Source organism: Clostridium mucosae, assembly GCF_024622765.1.
In the GTDB taxonomy this organism is placed as follows: Bacteria; Bacillota; Clostridia; order Clostridiales; family Clostridiaceae; genus Clostridium.
Window position 1 is genome coordinate 111,347 of record NZ_JANKAF010000007.1, and the last position, 17,547, is coordinate 128,893.

The 17,547-nt window shown below is 26.7% G+C and carries 15 protein-coding genes and 3 tRNA genes; 6 read left to right on the plus strand and 12 right to left on the minus strand.

Annotated elements, in window-relative coordinates; genetic code table 11:
* Nucleotides 1-114: 114 nt before the first annotated feature.
* Nucleotides 115-1,716, minus strand: a complete 1,602-nt coding sequence (locus tag NSA50_RS09845) for an ABC transporter permease (RefSeq protein WP_257444802.1) — start codon at nucleotides 1,714-1,716, stop codon at nucleotides 115-117.
* On the minus strand, nucleotides 1,709-2,422 hold the full coding sequence (locus NSA50_RS09850) for an ABC transporter ATP-binding protein (RefSeq protein ID WP_257444804.1): 714 nt from the start codon (nucleotides 2,420-2,422) through the stop codon (nucleotides 1,709-1,711). The genes NSA50_RS09845 and NSA50_RS09850 overlap by 8 nt, the downstream gene beginning before the upstream one ends.
* 261 nt (nucleotides 2,423-2,683) lie before the next feature.
* On the opposite strand from NSA50_RS09850, the gene NSA50_RS09855 reads away from it, so the two are divergent.
* The 4 genes from NSA50_RS09855 (at nucleotide 2,684) to NSA50_RS09870 (ending at nucleotide 4,162) form a co-directional block, all read left to right on the plus strand.
* On the plus strand, nucleotides 2,684-3,310 hold the full coding sequence (locus NSA50_RS09855; protein WP_257444806.1) for an ECF transporter S component: 627 nt from the start codon (nucleotides 2,684-2,686) through the stop codon (nucleotides 3,308-3,310).
* Between the two features lie 212 nt (nucleotides 3,311-3,522).
* A complete protein-coding gene (locus NSA50_RS09860) occupies nucleotides 3,523-3,711 on the plus strand; it encodes an alpha/beta-type small acid-soluble spore protein (protein ID WP_008676833.1) in 189 nt (62 codons plus the stop codon).
* Between the two features lie 37 nt (nucleotides 3,712-3,748).
* On the plus strand, nucleotides 3,749-3,937 hold the full coding sequence (locus tag NSA50_RS09865; RefSeq protein ID WP_257444810.1) for an alpha/beta-type small acid-soluble spore protein: 189 nt from the start codon (nucleotides 3,749-3,751) through the stop codon (nucleotides 3,935-3,937).
* Nucleotides 3,938-3,973: 36 nt separating this feature from the next.
* Nucleotides 3,974-4,162 (plus strand): alpha/beta-type small acid-soluble spore protein, encoded by a 189-nt coding sequence (locus tag NSA50_RS09870; protein WP_257444810.1) that lies wholly within the window; start codon nucleotides 3,974-3,976, stop codon nucleotides 4,160-4,162.
* Between the two features lie 44 nt (nucleotides 4,163-4,206).
* Here the strand turns inward: NSA50_RS09870 and NSA50_RS09875 are convergent.
* From NSA50_RS09875 to clpB, 4 genes are all read right to left on the minus strand, one after another.
* Nucleotides 4,207-4,281: transfer RNA gene (locus NSA50_RS09875), tRNA-Gly, on the minus strand.
* Nucleotides 4,282-4,314: 33 nt separating this feature from the next.
* Nucleotides 4,315-4,390 (minus strand) — tRNA-Lys (locus tag NSA50_RS09880).
* A 7-nt stretch (nucleotides 4,391-4,397) separates the two neighbouring features.
* Nucleotides 4,398-4,474: transfer RNA gene (locus NSA50_RS09885), tRNA-Arg, on the minus strand.
* A 308-nt stretch (nucleotides 4,475-4,782) separates the two neighbouring features.
* Nucleotides 4,783-7,377, minus strand: a complete 2,595-nt coding sequence (gene clpB / locus NSA50_RS09890) for an ATP-dependent chaperone ClpB (protein ID WP_257444812.1) — start codon at nucleotides 7,375-7,377, stop codon at nucleotides 4,783-4,785.
* A 183-nt stretch (nucleotides 7,378-7,560) separates the two neighbouring features.
* Between clpB and NSA50_RS09895 the strand changes: the two genes are divergently transcribed.
* Nucleotides 7,561-9,627 carry a helix-turn-helix domain-containing protein gene (locus NSA50_RS09895; RefSeq protein ID WP_257444814.1) on the plus strand — a complete coding sequence of 689 codons (2,067 nt, stop codon included), beginning with the start codon at nucleotides 7,561-7,563 and terminating at the stop codon, nucleotides 9,625-9,627.
* Between the two features lie 369 nt (nucleotides 9,628-9,996).
* Here the strand turns inward: NSA50_RS09895 and NSA50_RS09900 are convergent, their stop codons facing one another.
* The 6 genes from NSA50_RS09900 to NSA50_RS09925 form a co-directional block, all read right to left on the minus strand.
* Nucleotides 9,997-11,256: a helix-turn-helix domain-containing protein gene (locus NSA50_RS09900; protein ID WP_195262636.1), complete on the minus strand. Its 1,260-nt coding sequence runs from the start codon at nucleotides 11,254-11,256 to the stop codon at nucleotides 9,997-9,999.
* 17 nt (nucleotides 11,257-11,273) lie between these two features.
* Complete coding sequence (locus NSA50_RS09905; protein WP_195262787.1) at nucleotides 11,274-12,575, minus strand: helix-turn-helix domain-containing protein; 1,302 nt, start codon at nucleotides 12,573-12,575, stop codon at nucleotides 11,274-11,276.
* Nucleotides 12,576-12,877: 302 nt separating this feature from the next.
* Nucleotides 12,878-13,051, minus strand: a complete 174-nt coding sequence (locus tag NSA50_RS09910; RefSeq protein WP_195262637.1) for a YtxH domain-containing protein — start codon at nucleotides 13,049-13,051, stop codon at nucleotides 12,878-12,880.
* Nucleotides 13,052-13,140: 89 nt separating this feature from the next.
* Nucleotides 13,141-14,091 carry a ribonuclease H family protein gene (locus NSA50_RS09915; RefSeq protein ID WP_257444818.1) on the minus strand — a complete coding sequence of 317 codons (951 nt, stop codon included), beginning with the start codon at nucleotides 14,089-14,091 and terminating at the stop codon, nucleotides 13,141-13,143.
* Between the two features lie 43 nt (nucleotides 14,092-14,134).
* Nucleotides 14,135-15,091, minus strand: coding sequence for a YkvA family protein (locus NSA50_RS09920; RefSeq protein WP_257444820.1), 957 nt, complete (start codon nucleotides 15,089-15,091; stop codon nucleotides 14,135-14,137).
* A 25-nt stretch (nucleotides 15,092-15,116) separates the two neighbouring features.
* The gene (locus tag NSA50_RS09925; RefSeq protein WP_257444822.1) at nucleotides 15,117-15,560 is read right to left on the minus strand and encodes a hypothetical protein; all 444 of its coding nucleotides are present in this window, start codon (nucleotides 15,558-15,560) and stop codon (nucleotides 15,117-15,119) included.
* Nucleotides 15,561-15,783: 223 nt separating this feature from the next.
* On the opposite strand from NSA50_RS09925, the gene NSA50_RS09930 reads away from it, so the two are divergent.
* Nucleotides 15,784-17,532 carry an ATP-dependent metallopeptidase FtsH/Yme1/Tma family protein gene (locus tag NSA50_RS09930; protein ID WP_257444824.1) on the plus strand — a complete coding sequence of 583 codons (1,749 nt, stop codon included), beginning with the start codon at nucleotides 15,784-15,786 and terminating at the stop codon, nucleotides 17,530-17,532.
* Nucleotides 17,533-17,547 lie beyond the last annotated feature (15 nt).

The following is a 17,547-nucleotide window of genomic DNA, read 5'->3' on the forward strand; positions in this document are numbered from 1 at the left end:
AGTAATATTTCGTACTTAATTATCTAATTTATATTATTTTAAAACTACTTTTAAGAGTTTGCTACCTTCATTTTGCATTTTAATTTTCAACTCTTATTTGTATGATAACTTCTTTTAATTTAGCTTATTAAATAGCTTTATACTAACTGTATTTAAAAGAATTAATAGCGCAGTTAGAATTAGAGTTAAATATAATATTACAAGTGTAATAAATAAAGCTATATTTAATATTTCTAATTTTATAAATAATAATATTGGTACTCCAATGATTATTACTGAAATAATCATTTGAATTATGACACTTATGCTTTGTTTTACTACAACAGTTTCTGAAGTCCAATTTAAATTAGGAAAGAAATTGTTAACTATTATTCCTAAAATTGATACTATAAAGCAATATATTGTTGTTATGATAATTAACCATATTAATTCAATTATTGATAATTTCAATGAAAAGAAGAAAATAATATCACTTATTAAAACTGTTGGCATAATTAATATTAGATTTAAAATTATCTTTCCTTTAAATATATCTATTGTTCTTATAGGAGTAGATTTTAATATCCATAAGTTCTTTCCTTCCATTGATATAGATGAATTAGTTGTACAAGATATTGATAAAATACCACATATCACAGCAATGATAAATAAAGGAATCATACTATCAACAACTTCTATTTCCATAATCTTAAATAAAATCTCTTTTCCCATAAATAAAGTTGATATAGCAGCTATCAATATTAATACAGGCCCTATAATTGTATTCAACACATATACAGGCGAAGAAAAATATCGTTTTATTTCTTTTTTAGTTAATGCAATTATTTGTGACGATACATTCATTTCATTTATTTTATAATTTGACTTTTTAAAACTCTCTTGTAATTTTGAGTTTATTTTCTTAAAGGACTTGTTAAATATAAAAATAAATATTGAAAAAATTGAAACTGATAAAGCTACAAATATAAGTAAATCTTTAAAGTTTAAATTTATTAAAGCATTAACTACATATATTGTTGGAGGATATAATTTTGATATACCTAAAGTTATAGAATCACTATTTACTATTATCTTTTGAACTAAGTCTCCACTTTTAGATGAAGCAATCATTATTAATAAAATAAATATTAATGTTGCAGAATTTATAATTAAATTTTTATGCTTCATTCTTGAAGATATATAACTAATTACGAATGCAATAATAGATGCTACTACTACAGGAATTAATGGTAATAACAAAAATACTATAAATAAATATATAAAAAATAAATAAGAAATCTCAACCCTACTAAAATAGATGCAAGCTGGAGATATAAATACAACTATTAAAAATAAATAATTAATTCCTAATAGTTGTATCATCCTATTAATCAAAATAGTACTACTCTTTATAGGTAAACTCATAAGTAAATCATAATCTCTTGCAGAAAATAAAATTCCTTGAGCTTTATACATAGAAGTAAAAAATATAATAACCACACTTAAAATAAAGCTCATAACCAATAATAAATCAATAAACCCAATACTCTTTAATCCATCAGCTAGTAACTTAGAATATTCTATTGCTAAAACTTCAAATACTATTAGGGTAATTAATATTGTTGGTACTATTAATATACTTCTAAACTTTTCGCCATTTGACTTTTCCTTAAATATCTTATTAATTCCTATAGAATTAATAAATGTTGTTTTAAATAAACTCCATAAATTACTCATTATCTATCAACTCCATAAATATATCTTCTAATGAACTATTTCCTTTAACTTCATCCATCTTACCTTGAGATACTATATTTCCATCTTTTATAATTGCTACCTTATCGCATAACTTTTCTGCTACTTCTAAAACATGAGTTGAGAAAAATATTGCTACACCTTCATTACAAAGCTTTTTCATTTCTTCTTTTAATATATGTGATGCTTTAGGATCTAATCCAACAAATGGTTCATCTAAAATTAAAAGCTTAGGTTTATGAATTAGTGCAGAAATTATAACTAACTTTTGTTTCATTCCGTGAGAATATGATGATATTAAATCTCCAAGAGCTGATGTTATTTCAAATTTTTCTGAATATAACTTTATTAATTTTTCTCTTTCTTCTTTTGAAACCTTATATATATCTGCAATAAAATTTAAATATTGAATCCCAGTTAAAGCTTCATAAATATCAGGATTATCAGGTATATACGCTATTTTTTTCTTACACTCAATAGGATTATTTTTAATTGAATCTCCATCAATTAATATATCTCCTTCTTCAAATTCTAAAATTCCTACAATAGCTTTTATAGTTGTAGTCTTTCCTGCTCCATTATGACCAATAAAGGCAAATATTTCTCCACTATTAACTTTAATCGATACATTATTCACAGCTTTTTTTCCATTTTTATATGACTTTGAAAAGTTTATTATCTCTAACATATTATTACCTCTCTTATTATACTTGTTATATATATACTATAACAAGTATAATAAGTTGACAAGTCTTTTTCAATTTTTATATTAAATTTCATAAATACAAGATTAAATTGTTTATTTGTTGTTGATATAATATTTTACTTTACAGTTTTTTCTTATATGATAAAATAATATTGGTCGGTATTCTTAAGAAACCGAACTTCACGCAAAAATTCATTTTTTGCCGAATTATATCCTATAAGGAATAAGAACGGAGGAATTAAAATGTTAAATGCTAGAGGGATGGGAAACTCTCGTCAAAATGTAAGAAAAATGGTAGTAGTTGCAATGCTATCGGGTATTTGTTTATTCTTAGGACTAACAGGTCTTGGTTTTATACCATTACCACTCTTTAAACTAACAATTTTACATTTACCTGTAATAATTGGAGCAATAATTGAAGGTCCTATAGTTGGGGCTACAATTGGATTCATATTTGGGATTTTCTCAATTTATCAAAACATAACTGCTCCAACTCCAATGTCTCCATTTTTTTATAACCCAATAGTTTCTATATTGCCTAGAGTACTGATAGGGGTAATATCTTATTATGTTTATAAACTCTTAAAAACAAAAATTAAAAATAAGAAACTATCTATAGGTATTGCTGCTGTTTGTGGATCTTTAACCAATACTATTGGGGTTCTTGGAAGTATATACTTAATTTATTTTAAGGATTATGCATCAATTCTTGTTAGTAATGGAACCATTTCAACTGGATCAAGAAACGCAGTCACAGTTGCACTCTTATCTATAATAGGTACTAATGGTATGGCAGAGGCAGCTTTATCAGCACTTGTTGCAATTCCAGTTATTATAGCAATATTAAAAATGCAAAAGAGAAATAATTAATTTATAAAAGGTTATTTGAAAAATATTTTCAAATAACCTTTTTTTATAGTTTGTACCAATATATTCTTTATAAAGATCACTTTTCCTCTACTGTATTAATTTTTATAGTTTATTAACATTTTATCTGCACAATATAATAGTACAAAGTCAAACAAGCTTTGTAAAAGAAAACCCAATAAAAAATTTTATATGTTTTCAAGGAGGGATTTATTATGGCAAGTAATAGACAATTGATTCCAGAAGCTAAACAAGGATTAGCTAAATTCAAAAATGAAGTAGCTAACGAAATGGGAGTACCTTTCTCAGACTATAATGGAGACCTTACTTCAAAACAATGCGGTAGCGTTGGTGGAGAAATGGTTAAGAGAATGGTTGAACAATACGAATCTGGATTAAAGTAAAACTTTAATCTGATATATTTACAAGGAGGGATTTATTATGGCAAGTAATAGAAAACTAGTTCCAGAAGCTAAACAAGGATTAGCTAAATTCAAAAATGAAGTAGCTAATGAAATGGGAGTGCCTTTCTCAGACTATAATGGAGACCTTACTTCAAAACAATGCGGTAGCGTTGGTGGAGAAATGGTTAAGAGAATGGTTGAACAATACGAATCAAAAATTAAATAATATATTCTTATAACCAAATATTAGGAGGGATTTGTTATGGCAAGTAACAGAAAATTAGTTCCAGAAGCTAAACAAGGATTAGCTAAATTCAAAAATGAAGTAGCTAATGAAATGGGAGTACCTTTCTCAGACTATAATGGAGACCTTACTTCAAAACAATGCGGTAGTGTTGGTGGAGAAATGGTTAAGAGAATGGTTGAACAATACGAATCAAAAATTAAGTAGTTAAAATAAAAAAGAGAAGTGTTTATCCACTTCTCTTTTCCTTATGGAGCGAAAGACGGGACTCGAACCCGCAACATTCACCTTGGCAAGGTGACGCTCTACCATTGAGCCACTTCCGCACAAAAAAGCTCATTTTATCAATGAACTTAATGTGGTGGCTTACCCGGGAATCGAACCCGGTACACCTTGATTAAAAGTCAAGTGCTCTACCGATTGAGCTAGTAAACCATAAGCTTGGTGCGTGTTAAGAGATTCGAACTCCTGGCCCACGCCTTAGAAGGGCGTTGCTCTATCCAGCTGAGCTAAACACGCATATTTGCTACGTTGTATATAATAACCCAAAAGGTCGGATTTTGTCAACAACTTTTTTAGTGAAATAATGAAAAAATTAAATTAAGAAATATAAGTTGTCAAAGATAAGTAGAATATGTTCCATAAGCTAAATAGCTACGAAAAAAGTGCTAGGCTTATTTTACAGTCTATTTTTCTTAGCCAACTTATATTTCATAAATTAAGATAATTAAATAAAAAATTAGCCTCATTAATGATATGTATTAAATCTAGAATTGTATTCGACATTATATAAAAATAGGAAAGCTAATACATATCATTAAGTTCAATTATTTAATTACTATTTCTTCTTCCTTTGCATCAACAACTACATTTGATCCATATCCAATTTCACCTTTTATAATCTTTCTTGCTAAATTATTTTCTAGGCTATTTTGTATATATCTTTTTAATGGTCTTGCTCCATATACTGGATCATATCCCTCTCTTGCCATAGTTGTCTTTGCTTCATCTGTTACTTCTAAAGTAATATTCTTATCTTTCAATCTACTTGAAACTTCTTTCAAGAATATATCTATTATCTTCTTAATTCCAGTTTCTGATAATGGCTTAAACATAATTATATCATCTACTCTATTTAAGAACTCTGGTTTAAATCTTAATTTCATTTCATTCATAACTTGAGTTTTTATATTTTCATCAACTATATCTTCATTTTTATTTTCTAGAAGATAGCTACTTCCTATATTAGATGTCATAATTATTATAGTATTTCTAAAATCAACAGTTTTACCTTTATTATCAGTTAATCTTCCATCATCCAGAATTTGTAAGAACATATTAAATACATCTTCATGTGCTTTTTCAATTTCATCAAATAGTATCACACTATATGGATTTCTTCTTACAGCTTCAGTAAGTTGCCCACCTTCATCATATCCTACATATCCTGGAGGCGCTCCAACTAATCTAGATACTGAATGTTTTTCCATATATTCAGACATATCAATTCTTATTATATTTTCTTCTGAATCAAATAGATTTCTTGCTAAAGTTTTTGCAAGTTCTGTTTTACCAACTCCTGTAGGTCCTAAGAATATAAATGAACCAATTGGCTTATTTACATCTTTTAATCCTGCCCTTGCTCTTAATATTGCATTAGAAACAGCTGTTATAGCTTCTTCTTGACCAATTACTCTTCTTTGCATTTCATTTTCTAATCTTAGAAGTTTTTCTCTTTCTCCTTCTAATAAATTTGTAACTGGGATTCCAGTCCACTTAGAAAGAATTTTAGAAACTTCCTCCTCGGTTACTTCTTCTTTTAAAAGAGCTCCTTCGTAATTTTCTTTTACGTCCACTTCCTTTTGTCTAATTTCTTCTTCTAATGCTGGAATAACACTATATTGAATTTCTGCTGCCTTATTATAGTCATAGCTTCTTTGAGCTGCTTCTAGATCTCCTCTTGCATCATCTAATTTAGATTTTAAATCTCTTAAATTAACTATTGCATCTTTTTCCTTTTCAAATTTTGCAGTCATTTCATCATTTTTAGTTTTTAATTCTGCTATTTCTTTTTCTAAAGCTACTAGCTTTTTCTTAGAACCTTCATCACTTTCCTTAGTTAAAGCTTCTTTTTCAATTTCTAATTGGAATTGCTTTCTTCTTATATTATCTAATTCTGTTGGTAATGAATCTATTTCTGTTCTTATCATAGCTCCAGCTTCATCTATTAAATCTATAGCTTTATCTGGTAAATATCTATCTTGAATATATCTATGAGATAATTTTGCTGCTGCTATTAAAGCAGTATCATGTATTCTCACACCATGGTGAATTTCAAATCTTTCTTTTAACCCTCTTAGTATAGATATAGCATCTTCTACTGTAGGTTCTTCTACAACTACAGGTTGAAATCTTCTTTCTAACGCTTTATCCTTTTCTATATATTGTCTGTATTCATCAAAAGTTGTAGCACCTATACAATGAAGCTCTCCTCTTGCTAGTAATGGTTTTATTAAATTACCTGCATCCATGGCGCCATCAGTTTTTCCTGCTCCAACTATAGTATGAATTTCATCTATAAATAAGATTATTCTACCTTCACTACTTTGAACTTCTTTTAATACAGCTTTTAATCTTTCTTCAAATTCACCCCTATATTTAGCTCCCGCAATAAGGGAACCCATATCTAACGAGAAAATCACTTTATCTTTTAAACCTTCTGGTACATCCCCTCTAACTATTCTCTCTGCCAATCCTTCTACAATTGCAGTTTTACCAACACCAGGTTCTCCAATTAGCACTGGATTATTTTTTGTTCTTCTTGAAAGTATTCTAATTGTTCTTCTAATTTCATCATCTCTTCCTATAACTGGGTCAAGCTTATGTTTTTTAGCTAAGTCTGTAAGATTAGTTCCATATTTACCTAATGCATCATATGTTCCTTCTGGATCTTGTGTTTCTACTCTTTGATTTCCTCTTACTTCTTTTAGAATTTCCATGAAATTCTTCTTGTTTATATTATATTTATCTAATAACCTTTTAACTTCTCCATTTTTATCTACTTCAATTATTGCAAGCATTAAATGCTCTACGCTTATATAAGAATCCTCAAATTTTTTAGCTATATCTTCAGCCTTGACTAAAACTTCTTCAATTTGTCTTGTAGCATAAACTCCAGAGGAGTTAGCACCTTCTCCCAAAACCTTTGGCTTATTATCTAGTACTTTATTTAAATCTTCATCTAATGATTTAACTCTAACTCCCATCTTAGTTAAAATATTTGGTATTAATCCATCCTCTTGTTCTACTAATGCACAAAATAGATGAATTAACTCTACTTGTTGATGGTTATATTTAACCGCTACTAAACTAGCATTATTTAATGCTTCTTGTACTCTTAAGGTCATTTTATCTATATTCATGCTTAACTCCTCCTCACATTTACAACCTCAAACATATTTAATATATCCTTATATTCATATAATAATACAAAAGTCAAAGAAAGTCAAAGTTTATTTTGCTTATTTTTTTGAAAATTTTATATTTATTAATAAATAAGCTATAATTAAATTATAACTTAATTCTATTAGAAAAGAGGGGATTTTATGAGAAGAGAATATGTGAGTTACCAGGAAGATGCTCCAATTAAAATAACTTATGCAAATATACAAGAATGCCCTATTCACTGGCATAATTCTATTGAAATATTATATGTTTTACGTGGGAGTGTTAACATTAATATAGATACTGACTCATTTGAGTTACTTGAGAAAGAATTAGAAATAATAAATGTTGATGAGGCTCACAGAATTTATAGTAATGAAGATAATAAGGTATTAATATTTCATATAGATCCTTACTTTTTTGAAAAATATTATAAAGATATAAACAACATATTCTTCTATACAAATTCTACTGATGATGGCGCTCAAGAAGGTGAAGAATATGATCTTCTTAGAAATTTTTTAGCCAAACTCTTATGTGAAGCTATTCAAAAACTTGATGATTATGATAAGGAAATTGAATCAATTTTAATAGATTTATTATATCACCTTATAAATAACTTCCACTACTTAACTTATGAAAAAGAAGAGCTAAAAGAAAAAACTGAGCAATTAGCTCGATATCATAGAATTTCTAAATATATATTTAATAATTATGATAGCAATATAACTTTACAAGAAATTGCGAAAAAAGAATTCTTAAGTCCTCATTATCTATCTCATGAGATTAAATACGCAACTGGAAATAGCTTTACTGATTTAGTTAACCAAACTAGAGTTGAAGAATCTGTTAAGCTTTTATTAGATAGTGATTTGAGTATTTCAGATATATCTGATGAAGTTGGTTTTTCTCATGTAAGATATTTAAATAAAAACTTTAAAAATTATTATGGTTGTACTCCACTTCAGTATAGAAAGAAAAATAAATTAACTGAAAAAGAACTTGAAGAAATTAAAAAAATAGAAATATTAAAACTTGAAGAAGCTTTAGAATATTTATCTTCTGAATTAGATGATTATGAACGTTTTAACTATGAAAATAAGTTGTGGAAAATTCATATAAATATGGATAATAGTCTTGGAGAATTCAACAAGGATTATAGTGAAGTTATAAATTTAGATGATGCTTTTGATTTATTATTAGAAGATAATAAAAATATTCTTGAAGAAATTCAAGAAGAACTTCATTTTAATTATGTAAGGCTCGAAAATATGTTTAATAGTGATATGGGAGTATTTCCTAAAGCCGATTTTTATAATTGGAATAAAGCCAAAAGTGTAATAGAATTTTTAGATTATATAGATTTAAAACCACTTATATTAATTGATAACTCTAATTTTACTTTTGATAAATATAAACAAGTTCTAACTAGCTTCTTTGAATATTTTTCAGAGATAGATTATATTGATGTATCGCAATTTAAATTTCAATTTACACCAGCTATATCTAAAAACACCAAAAAGTCATTAAGTTCATTTTTAATTGAAGAGTATAATTTAGATGTCATTGAAAATGATTTTATATGTGATAAAAGCTTAAATAAAATTTATGATACTGCTTATATGCTTCCATATATAATTCATAATACTATTTTTAATAAAAACTCATTAAGCTTCTTAAGAGCTTTTGATGTTTTAGAAAAAGAAATAAGTCTAACAAATGAAGTATTTATAGGAGCCCCTGGACTTGTTAATGATATGGGAATTAGAAAACCATCCTATTACGCATATTACTTGCTTAGCAAATTAGGAAATGAAATAGTTGCAATGGAAAATGGATATATTGTAACTAAAAAGGACGATGAATATTGTATTTTGCTATATTCATATAATGATGAATTGAATGAAATGCAAAACTTCGAAGATATTTTTACTAAGCGTGGTAAAAGAAAAATATATAAAAGAAAAATTTCCTTAAACATTGAAAATATAAAAAAATCTTCTAGAATCATTACTTACGAGATTAGTGAAAGAGTTGGATCTTCATATAATTATTGGTTATCCATGGGTTCACCAGATAGACTTAATAAAGAGGAAAAGGAAATTCTGCACAAAGCATCTTTTCCTAAGATAGAATTTAAATATTCAAAGAAAAATGTAATACTAAATATAATTACTGAACTTAGGGGTTATGCTGCTAAGCTAATTTTGATAAAAAGTATTAAATAAAGTACAAAGAAACCAAATTTTATGGTTTCTTTGTACTTTTTTAATTTATTTATTTTAATTTTAATAACTTAAATGTACTTAAATATCAACACTTAAGTCAATGCTTTTATACTTAGATTAAACTATAATTTAATCATAATAATAAACTAAAAAAGTTTAGAAAGGATTGATTATTTAATGAGAGGCTTATTCTTTATGCCTGGTATATTATCAAAATACTCAATATTAAGCATGTTAACTGCAATTTTACATCCATCTAAATAACTGCATAGATAAAATAAAAATTCTATAGAAACTTGAAGTTTATAGTATTTATTATATATTTAATTAGAAAAAGAATAAATAAAAGGTGGCTAATCTACCTTTTATTTATTCTTTTTCTAATTTCATGGCTAAAGTAAAATACTTTAGGGAATCCTTCACTTCGCCTAGCTTATAATACATTTCTGCCATGTCTAAATATCTTTCATATCTTTTTTCTTTATTAGCAAACTTAAATAAAGAATCCAAAGATAAATTCATATACATTTCTGCTTGAATATATAGCCCCTTCTTTTGAAGTATCATTCCTTTTAAATAATAAGCTTCTTCTATTAATACTATATCATTCGTATCAATAGCTAAATTTAATGTTGTATCAGTAATTTCATATGCAACATCGTACTCTTCATTATTATAAAGAGTTTTTATACACTTATTTAAAAATTTAACATACTTCGCCTTATTATCAGGTGGAAATAAGTCTATTCCATCTTTAATCTCTTTAATGGCTTTTTCTCTTTCATTTACATAAAAATAACTCTCACCATTTTTTCCTTTTGCTAAAGCTAAAATCATTGTATTTTCCTTTTGGCATTCATACGCTAATTTTATATATTTATCCGCATCACTTTTTCTTAATTTAATACATGCAGTAGCAAAACAATGGTATATATCTCCTTTTTCAATATCACCATCAATATAAGTTATGTAATCTATTGCTTCTTTTATAGAATTATAAGTTTCTTGTAATAATCCTAATTTTTCATAAGACTTTCCTTCTTTATAGCAAATATATGAATATTTTTCTTTATCGAACTTCTCAGAATCCTTTATAAGATCCTTTGCTCTACTATAATAATTTACTGCTTCATTATACTCTTTAATACTATAAAAAAATGTAGCCATATCTATGTAGTAAGTTATTGTATTCTCACGAGTATTATTTTTTTGGTACAAATCATAATATTGAGATATTATAATTTGTATATTTTCAACCTTATTTTTTTCCACATAAAAATTAAACAGTATATGCATAAGCTCAAACGCTAAATCATCATAGGAATATTCTAAAGCATAATTTAAATTATGGTTTATCACATCATCTATTTCATCTTCTGGTATTGAATTATTTCTAATTAATTCAAGATTACTAACTATTTGTTCTTCAACATCTCTAACTAAATAATCATAATCAATTTTAAGCTTGTTAGATATATATTCTAGAATATCTTTATCTGCCTTTATTTTTCCATTCTCAATGCAGCTCATTTTTGATATGGATACTTTATCTCCACATAATTCTTTTAAAGTTATCCCTTGATATACCCTTGCTCTTTTAATTTTTTCTCCAGTTGATAATATTTCCATTTAAACCCCCGCTTGAGTTAATTTTTAAGTATTCCTATTTCCTTAAAAATATTAACTCCTTCATCTAAATATTTAGCTGCTTCAAAATCTCTTTTATTATCTATATAAAATTTTCCTATCATAATTGCTAACTGAGCAGATTGCTTCTTTAAATTGCTCGTTCTAGCTAACTTATAAGTATCTAATAAAATATATTCCGCTTCTTTAGACATTTCTTTTATTGTATAAATTCTATACCATAATATATTTAAATCTATTAATTTCTCCATATCATCTTCTTCCATATATGAAGCAATTTCTTCTAATACTTCCTCACACTTAGAAATATTCTTTAACTTAATATAATTCTCACATATATTTATTAAAGTATCTATTATCTTGTAGTCTTTTCTCCTCATTCTTATATCTTTAGATATTTCATAATGTTTAAAGGATTCCTCTATATTTTCAAACTCATAAAATAACTTACCTAAATTATTCTCTATTTCAGATATATTATTCAGTTCTTCTAATTCTTTATATACTTCCAAAGTTTTTTGAGAGTACTTAATAGCATTAGTTAGATCTCCCTTTTTATTATATTCTTCAGATATTAATAGTAAAGTTTTAGCATACTCTTCTCTATTCTGAACTTGCTCAAATTTACTTTTTGCTAAAAATGAATAATCTATTGCCTTTCCTATATTTTCAGTTTTAAAATAGGATCTAGCCATATAATAATATATTTCCCCAAGCAATGAATCATCGCCAATACTATTATCTAAGTAGACCTTTTCAGCTTGTCTTAAATAACTATTAGCAGAATGATATGCTTTTAACTTCAATGTTATTTTACCCAAATTTAAAAAAGTATTTATAATTTCCTCATAATTATTATTTTTAATAAATATTACGTTTGATGATAAGAAAAATTGCTGTGCTAAAGTTAGTTCGCCCTTAGCCATGTATATTTCAGCCCTTAGATATAGTATTTTTGCCTTTCTATATTCCAAATTATATTTTTCTACATAATATAAAGCATTTTCTATATATTTTTCTCCTGTTATATAATCTCCTGATAAAATATAAGATTCAGCAACTTGTTCATAATAAATACTAATCTTTTCAGCCTGAGTTTCTTCAGACTCCATTAAGTACTCAACTGAAGTTTGTAATGCACCTGCTAAGTATTCTAATAAATCCATAGAAGGATTAGATCTTCCTGATTCTACCAAACTTATTTGTCCAGGGGTTATCCTATCTCCAGCTAAATCTTTAAGGGTCATATCTAATTCTTTTCTTCTTCTCTTTATTTTTTCCCCTAATGCAAGAATTTCCATCAATACTCTTCCTTTTCATTACTATAAATTAATAATTTTTCAAATTTTTTGTTTTTATTCAATTATATCATAATTTAACAAATTTAAATAGTAATTGTTACTGAACTACTTTATAGATTAGATTTTTTTCGTCAAATTATAAATTTTATAATCAAATTTAGAATATTTTTTCATTTTTTATTTATTATATCATTAAATATATCTAAAATACTATAAAAATTGTAAATATTGTTATTGAATTTATATAAATTATAGTGCTATTTTAATAATAACAACAAAAAAAGAGTAGATTTCCTACTCTTTTACTTCATATAACCCATTATTGTATCATAAGCATCGCCAGCCATATTAATTGCTCTCTTACTAGCTCTTCTTATATTTCTTTGTGTCCTTCTATCTAGTTGTGGTAAAACCATAGCGCTTACTGCCATTCCTAGCATTGCACCAGCTGCCATACTTCTCATCATCTTTGCCATAATTATCACCTCTATAAATATTCTTGATTAGATATACTTATTATTAGTAATATTATCTTCTTTACTCTATGAAAATTATGGAATTTATATTATTTTTGTTTATTATATAAATATTCAGCGTACTTTAATACATCTAGCTGATTTTCTAAAGATATTTTTTTCATAAATACATTTAACTGATTTATTATTTTCACACTTTCATTTTCTATATTAGTAGGATTTTCATTAGAAGAATCTTCATTATTATATGAATCAAGTGATATGGCTACATCCTCTTCACTATTTCCTACAACTATTATTTTCTCTTCTTTTCCACTAACAATTTCTAGTATTTCTTTTTTAATTTTGTTACTAGCTACATATAATTCATTTTTATCTAGCCATTTATCAACTACTCTATCTGAAACAATTGATAATTCTTGTTTGCATTTTTCATCAGCAATTTCATTAAATAAATCACCTGTATGGCTATCAACTTTTACAAAAATAACTTCTATGCCACTATTAATTAATTCATTCATTTTATTATAGTAATTAATAGATGACTCTTCTCTTCTTTCCCAAAATCCAGTAGCATGATGGGCTATACCTTCATAATCATGGAATATAACAACTTTTTTATCCTTATTCCTTATTGCATATTCAACACCTTTTATTGATGCTTCCAATTCTCCTGCAATTTGTCTGATATTACTTTTAGTATTATCCCTTGCTGCTGACGATTCTATATATTCTATAACATTATCTCTAACTGCAACTAATCCATAAGAATACTTTTCAGAACTTATACTATAACTTCCATCAACATATATATGCAAACAATCTTCTGGATATTTATCTATCCCCTTTTTTAATAACTTACTACCTTCTTCTAAGAACTTTTTAGCTTCATTTATATCTTCAAAGCTCTTATATTTTGCCCCCTTAACACCCTTTACATATTTCAAACATTCTGCCCATGTATTAACGATTATATTTTCTACTTTTTCATTAGTAGTAAAATTAAATCCTTCTTTTATTGCATAAACTTTTTTACCCATACTCTATGCTCCTTAAAATTATCTTCAAATATTGTACATTATTTTATAATGACATGACTTCTTCCACAAAATTATAAACTTTTTCCACATTTCTTGCACCAGTAAAGTTAGTAACATATTCTATTATATTTTTAATAACTAGAACTATATCATTTTTCCCTTCCCAGTTTTCTAATATTATGTTAGTTGAAACATCAGCTATAATCCTATCAATAGCAAAAAACGCCACTGCTATTTCATCTACTTTACCTATAAAGGGAATATTATCTGGTATTATATCCGTTGGAAATGCGATATATGCAATTGCTCCTGATATTATTAACTTAGTCTTAACTGGTACTCTCTTATCTTTTAATAATCTATATAATAAAGCCGCCATATCTGGTATTATAAATAAATAATCACTATATGTCTTTATTTTTTGTGGTAATTTATTTTCTAAATATCCTCTTCCACTACTATAACAATCTTTTACTTTTTCTATATTTTCATCAATTTCTTCAATGACTTCTTCATCTTCAAAAGCTTCAGTTTCTTCCTTTTTTAAGTTTCCATCTAAAGAAATATTTATATTTGATACATCCACATTTAATATATTTTGTTTAATATGTATATCTGCAATATCTAGGTCTACATAAGGCACGTCTTTTAGTAAGCTTTTTAAATTTATAACAATTTTTCCGTCTTCATAATTTATTCCTTTTTCTTCTAATGACTTAAGCGTATATTTTAATGCCATTTTCCTTAATAAAGAAAACACCTTAATTTTAGCTATTTTAAATGAAGAAACTTCCCCATGAATAATTCCATTTTCAACTCTTTTAATTTTTACTCCAGCAATAAAATCTATTTTAAAACCTTTAACGTAGCTTCCAAATAATTTTATTTCCTCACCAATTTCAATCTTAGATAAATTTAATCCGTCTACCTTTACAAAATCATTTATAATACTTAATAAGTCCTCTCCTGTTAACGAAACCTTAACCCCTGATATATTCATAATTACCTCCTATAATACAAGTTATTTATGCATTTAAATACATGTCCAAATTTGTCCCAATTATATATAAAGCCTTGTCCTTAATATATACGTCACTTATGGATGTGTTATATAAAGCACCATCGCTCTTTACCTTATTTAAATCAATTATTATATTATTATCTTTTATATTTATATAATCTTCTCCAAGCATTTTTACAATGGCCTTTAATATTACATTACTTGCTCCCTTCAATAACCCTAAGCTAGTTATATTTAAATTTTGTGCTTCTAATATTATTTTATTATTACAAAAACTTTTTATATATATAATTCCTTTAAAGCTAGCATTTATTTTCGCCCTAATTTTCCCTGAAAATTCTACTCCATTAGTAATTTCTATATGGGTTACCTCTATTCCTTTTTCTTTTCCTTTTAAATTGATTATCTCAGTAATATCTTCTGACGTTAATACAGTTGAGTTAAGCATTTTTAAAACCTCTCCTTGCTATATTACTTGTTAAAGATATTAGTCTAATTAGTCAATAATTTAACTTAAAGTATACTCTATTTGTAAGACTTTTAAAAGATATCTTTTCAATTTTACAGATTCACCAATACTTACATTGGAAAAATATATGATTTTAATTAGACTAAATATTTTTAAATGTTACAATATTCTTAGAAATCCATCTTCTATTTAGGAGGTAATGATGAATAAAATAAAGAAAAATATAATTTGGATACCAATAGTTACTGCTATTTTTTCTACATTAGTTTTGGGATATACAAGTTTTGGCTCCAAAGCTAATCATAATAAACAATATTCAGTTTTTTTAGAAGATATAACTAGTAATAATATTTCCAAGGTTATTTTTAATAATAACTCTAATTTAACTGTATTCTTAAAAGATGGAACAAAATATTCAACAAATGATCCTGATAGTCCTACTTTGAAAGAAGAGTTATTAACACATAATATAGAAGTATTAGATCAAAATAGTACAAGTACTCCTAAAACAGTTGCTTCAAGTATTCTTTTGATATCAATTGTTTCAATTGTTTTTGTAACTATTAATAAAAGAAAACTTGGATCATCAAGCATGACTAATTTAGATGTTAAAGATTTTTCAGAAGATCAAAATGCTCTAAACTTTGATTCTGTAGCTGGTAATGAAGAAGCAAAAGAAAGCCTTATGGATATAGTAGATTTTCTTAAGAACCCTCAAAAATATAAAGATTATGGTGCTAGAATGCCAAAAGGAGTTATCCTTTATGGTTCTCCAGGTACAGGTAAAACCTTACTTGCTAAAGCAGTTGCTGGTGAGGCTAAAGTTCCTTTCTATGCATTAAGTGGATCAGACTTCGTACAAGTATATGTAGGGGTTGGTGCTGCTAGGATAAGAAATTTATTTAAAAAGGCAAAAGTTCAAGGTAAAGCTGTTATATTTATAGATGAAATAGATGCAATAGGTAAAAAAAGAGGTGGCTCTAGTGCATCTAGTGGAAATGATGAAAGAGATCAAACCTTAAATGCTCTATTAACCGAAATGTCAGGCTTTGGTGAACAAGAAGGAATAGTTGTTATTGCTGCAACTAATAGATTAGATACTCTTGATTCAGCATTATTAAGACCTGGTAGATTTGATAGACATATAGAGGTTTCATTACCTGATATAAGTGCTAGAGAAAAAATAATATCATTACATTTAGAAAACAAGCCTCACGATATCATTGATTTAAAAGATATCGCTAAAAAAACTGCATACTTTTCAGGTGCAAAACTAGAAAGCTTAATTAATGAAGCTGCAATTATAGCAGCCAAAGAAAATTCTGTCTCGCTGACTCAAGATCATATAAATAAAGCATACTCTATTGTTCTTGCTGGTTATGAGAAAAAGGAAAGAAGTCATTATCTTGAAGAAGATAAGCTATTAACTTCATACCATGAAGCTGGACATGCTCTTGTTTCATTATTAAAAACACCTGACGATAAAGTTTCAAAAATAACTATAATTCCAACAACTAAAGGTGCTGGTGGTTATACATTAACTATACCTAAAGATAGTTCTTATCAAAGATTAGATTATCTAAAAAATAGAATTATGGTACTCCTTGGCGGAAGAGCAGCAGAAGAAATTATATTCGGAAAAGATAAAATTTCAACTGGAGCTCAAGGTGACCTAAGTCAAACAACAGAAATGGCAATGTCCATGATTTCAGAATATGGCATGGGAAAAACATTAGGTTTATTAAAACTATCTAGCCTCGGACCTCTTTCAAATAGTTATGGAAATCCAATAGTTGAAGAATGTAGGGAACTTGTTAATTCACTATATGAAGAAACTTTAGAATTGCTTAAAGAGAATAAAAAAATTCTAAATAAAATAGCTATGAATCTTATAGAAGAAGAAACTTTGGACGAAAAAGAAATATACAGCTTATTTAATGAAAAAATTTAATAAATAAAAATTTAA

Coding starts and splice junctions, on each gene's coding strand:
- NSA50_RS09860 (WP_008676833.1), top strand. CDS start 3,523: ATGGCAAGTAATAGACAATTGATTCCAGAAGCTAAACAAGGATTAGCT.
- clpB (WP_257444812.1), bottom strand. CDS start 7,377: ATGAATATAGATAAAATGACCTTAAGAGTACAAGAAGCATTAAATAAT.
- NSA50_RS09910 (WP_195262637.1), bottom strand. CDS start 13,051: ATGGCAAAGATGATGAGAAGTATGGCAGCTGGTGCAATGCTAGGAATG.
- NSA50_RS09930 (WP_257444824.1), top strand. CDS start 15,784: ATGAATAAAATAAAGAAAAATATAATTTGGATACCAATAGTTACTGCT.
- NSA50_RS09915 (WP_257444818.1), bottom strand. CDS start 14,091: ATGGGTAAAAAAGTTTATGCAATAAAAGAAGGATTTAATTTTACTACT.
- NSA50_RS09900 (WP_195262636.1), bottom strand. CDS start 11,256: ATGGAAATATTATCAACTGGAGAAAAAATTAAAAGAGCAAGGGTATAT.
- NSA50_RS09870 (WP_257444810.1), top strand. CDS start 3,974: ATGGCAAGTAACAGAAAATTAGTTCCAGAAGCTAAACAAGGATTAGCT.
- NSA50_RS09905 (WP_195262787.1), bottom strand. CDS start 12,575: ATGGAAATTCTTGCATTAGGGGAAAAAATAAAGAGAAGAAGAAAAGAA.
- NSA50_RS09895 (WP_257444814.1), top strand. CDS start 7,561: ATGAGAAGAGAATATGTGAGTTACCAGGAAGATGCTCCAATTAAAATA.
- NSA50_RS09850 (WP_257444804.1), bottom strand. CDS start 2,422: ATGTTAGAGATAATAAACTTTTCAAAGTCATATAAAAATGGAAAAAAA.
- NSA50_RS09855 (WP_257444806.1), top strand. CDS start 2,684: ATGTTAAATGCTAGAGGGATGGGAAACTCTCGTCAAAATGTAAGAAAA.
- NSA50_RS09925 (WP_257444822.1), bottom strand. CDS start 15,560: ATGCTTAACTCAACTGTATTAACGTCAGAAGATATTACTGAGATAATC.
- NSA50_RS09865 (WP_257444810.1), top strand. CDS start 3,749: ATGGCAAGTAATAGAAAACTAGTTCCAGAAGCTAAACAAGGATTAGCT.
- NSA50_RS09920 (WP_257444820.1), bottom strand. CDS start 15,091: ATGAATATATCAGGGGTTAAGGTTTCGTTAACAGGAGAGGACTTATTA.
- NSA50_RS09845 (WP_257444802.1), bottom strand. CDS start 1,716: ATGAGTAATTTATGGAGTTTATTTAAAACAACATTTATTAATTCTATA.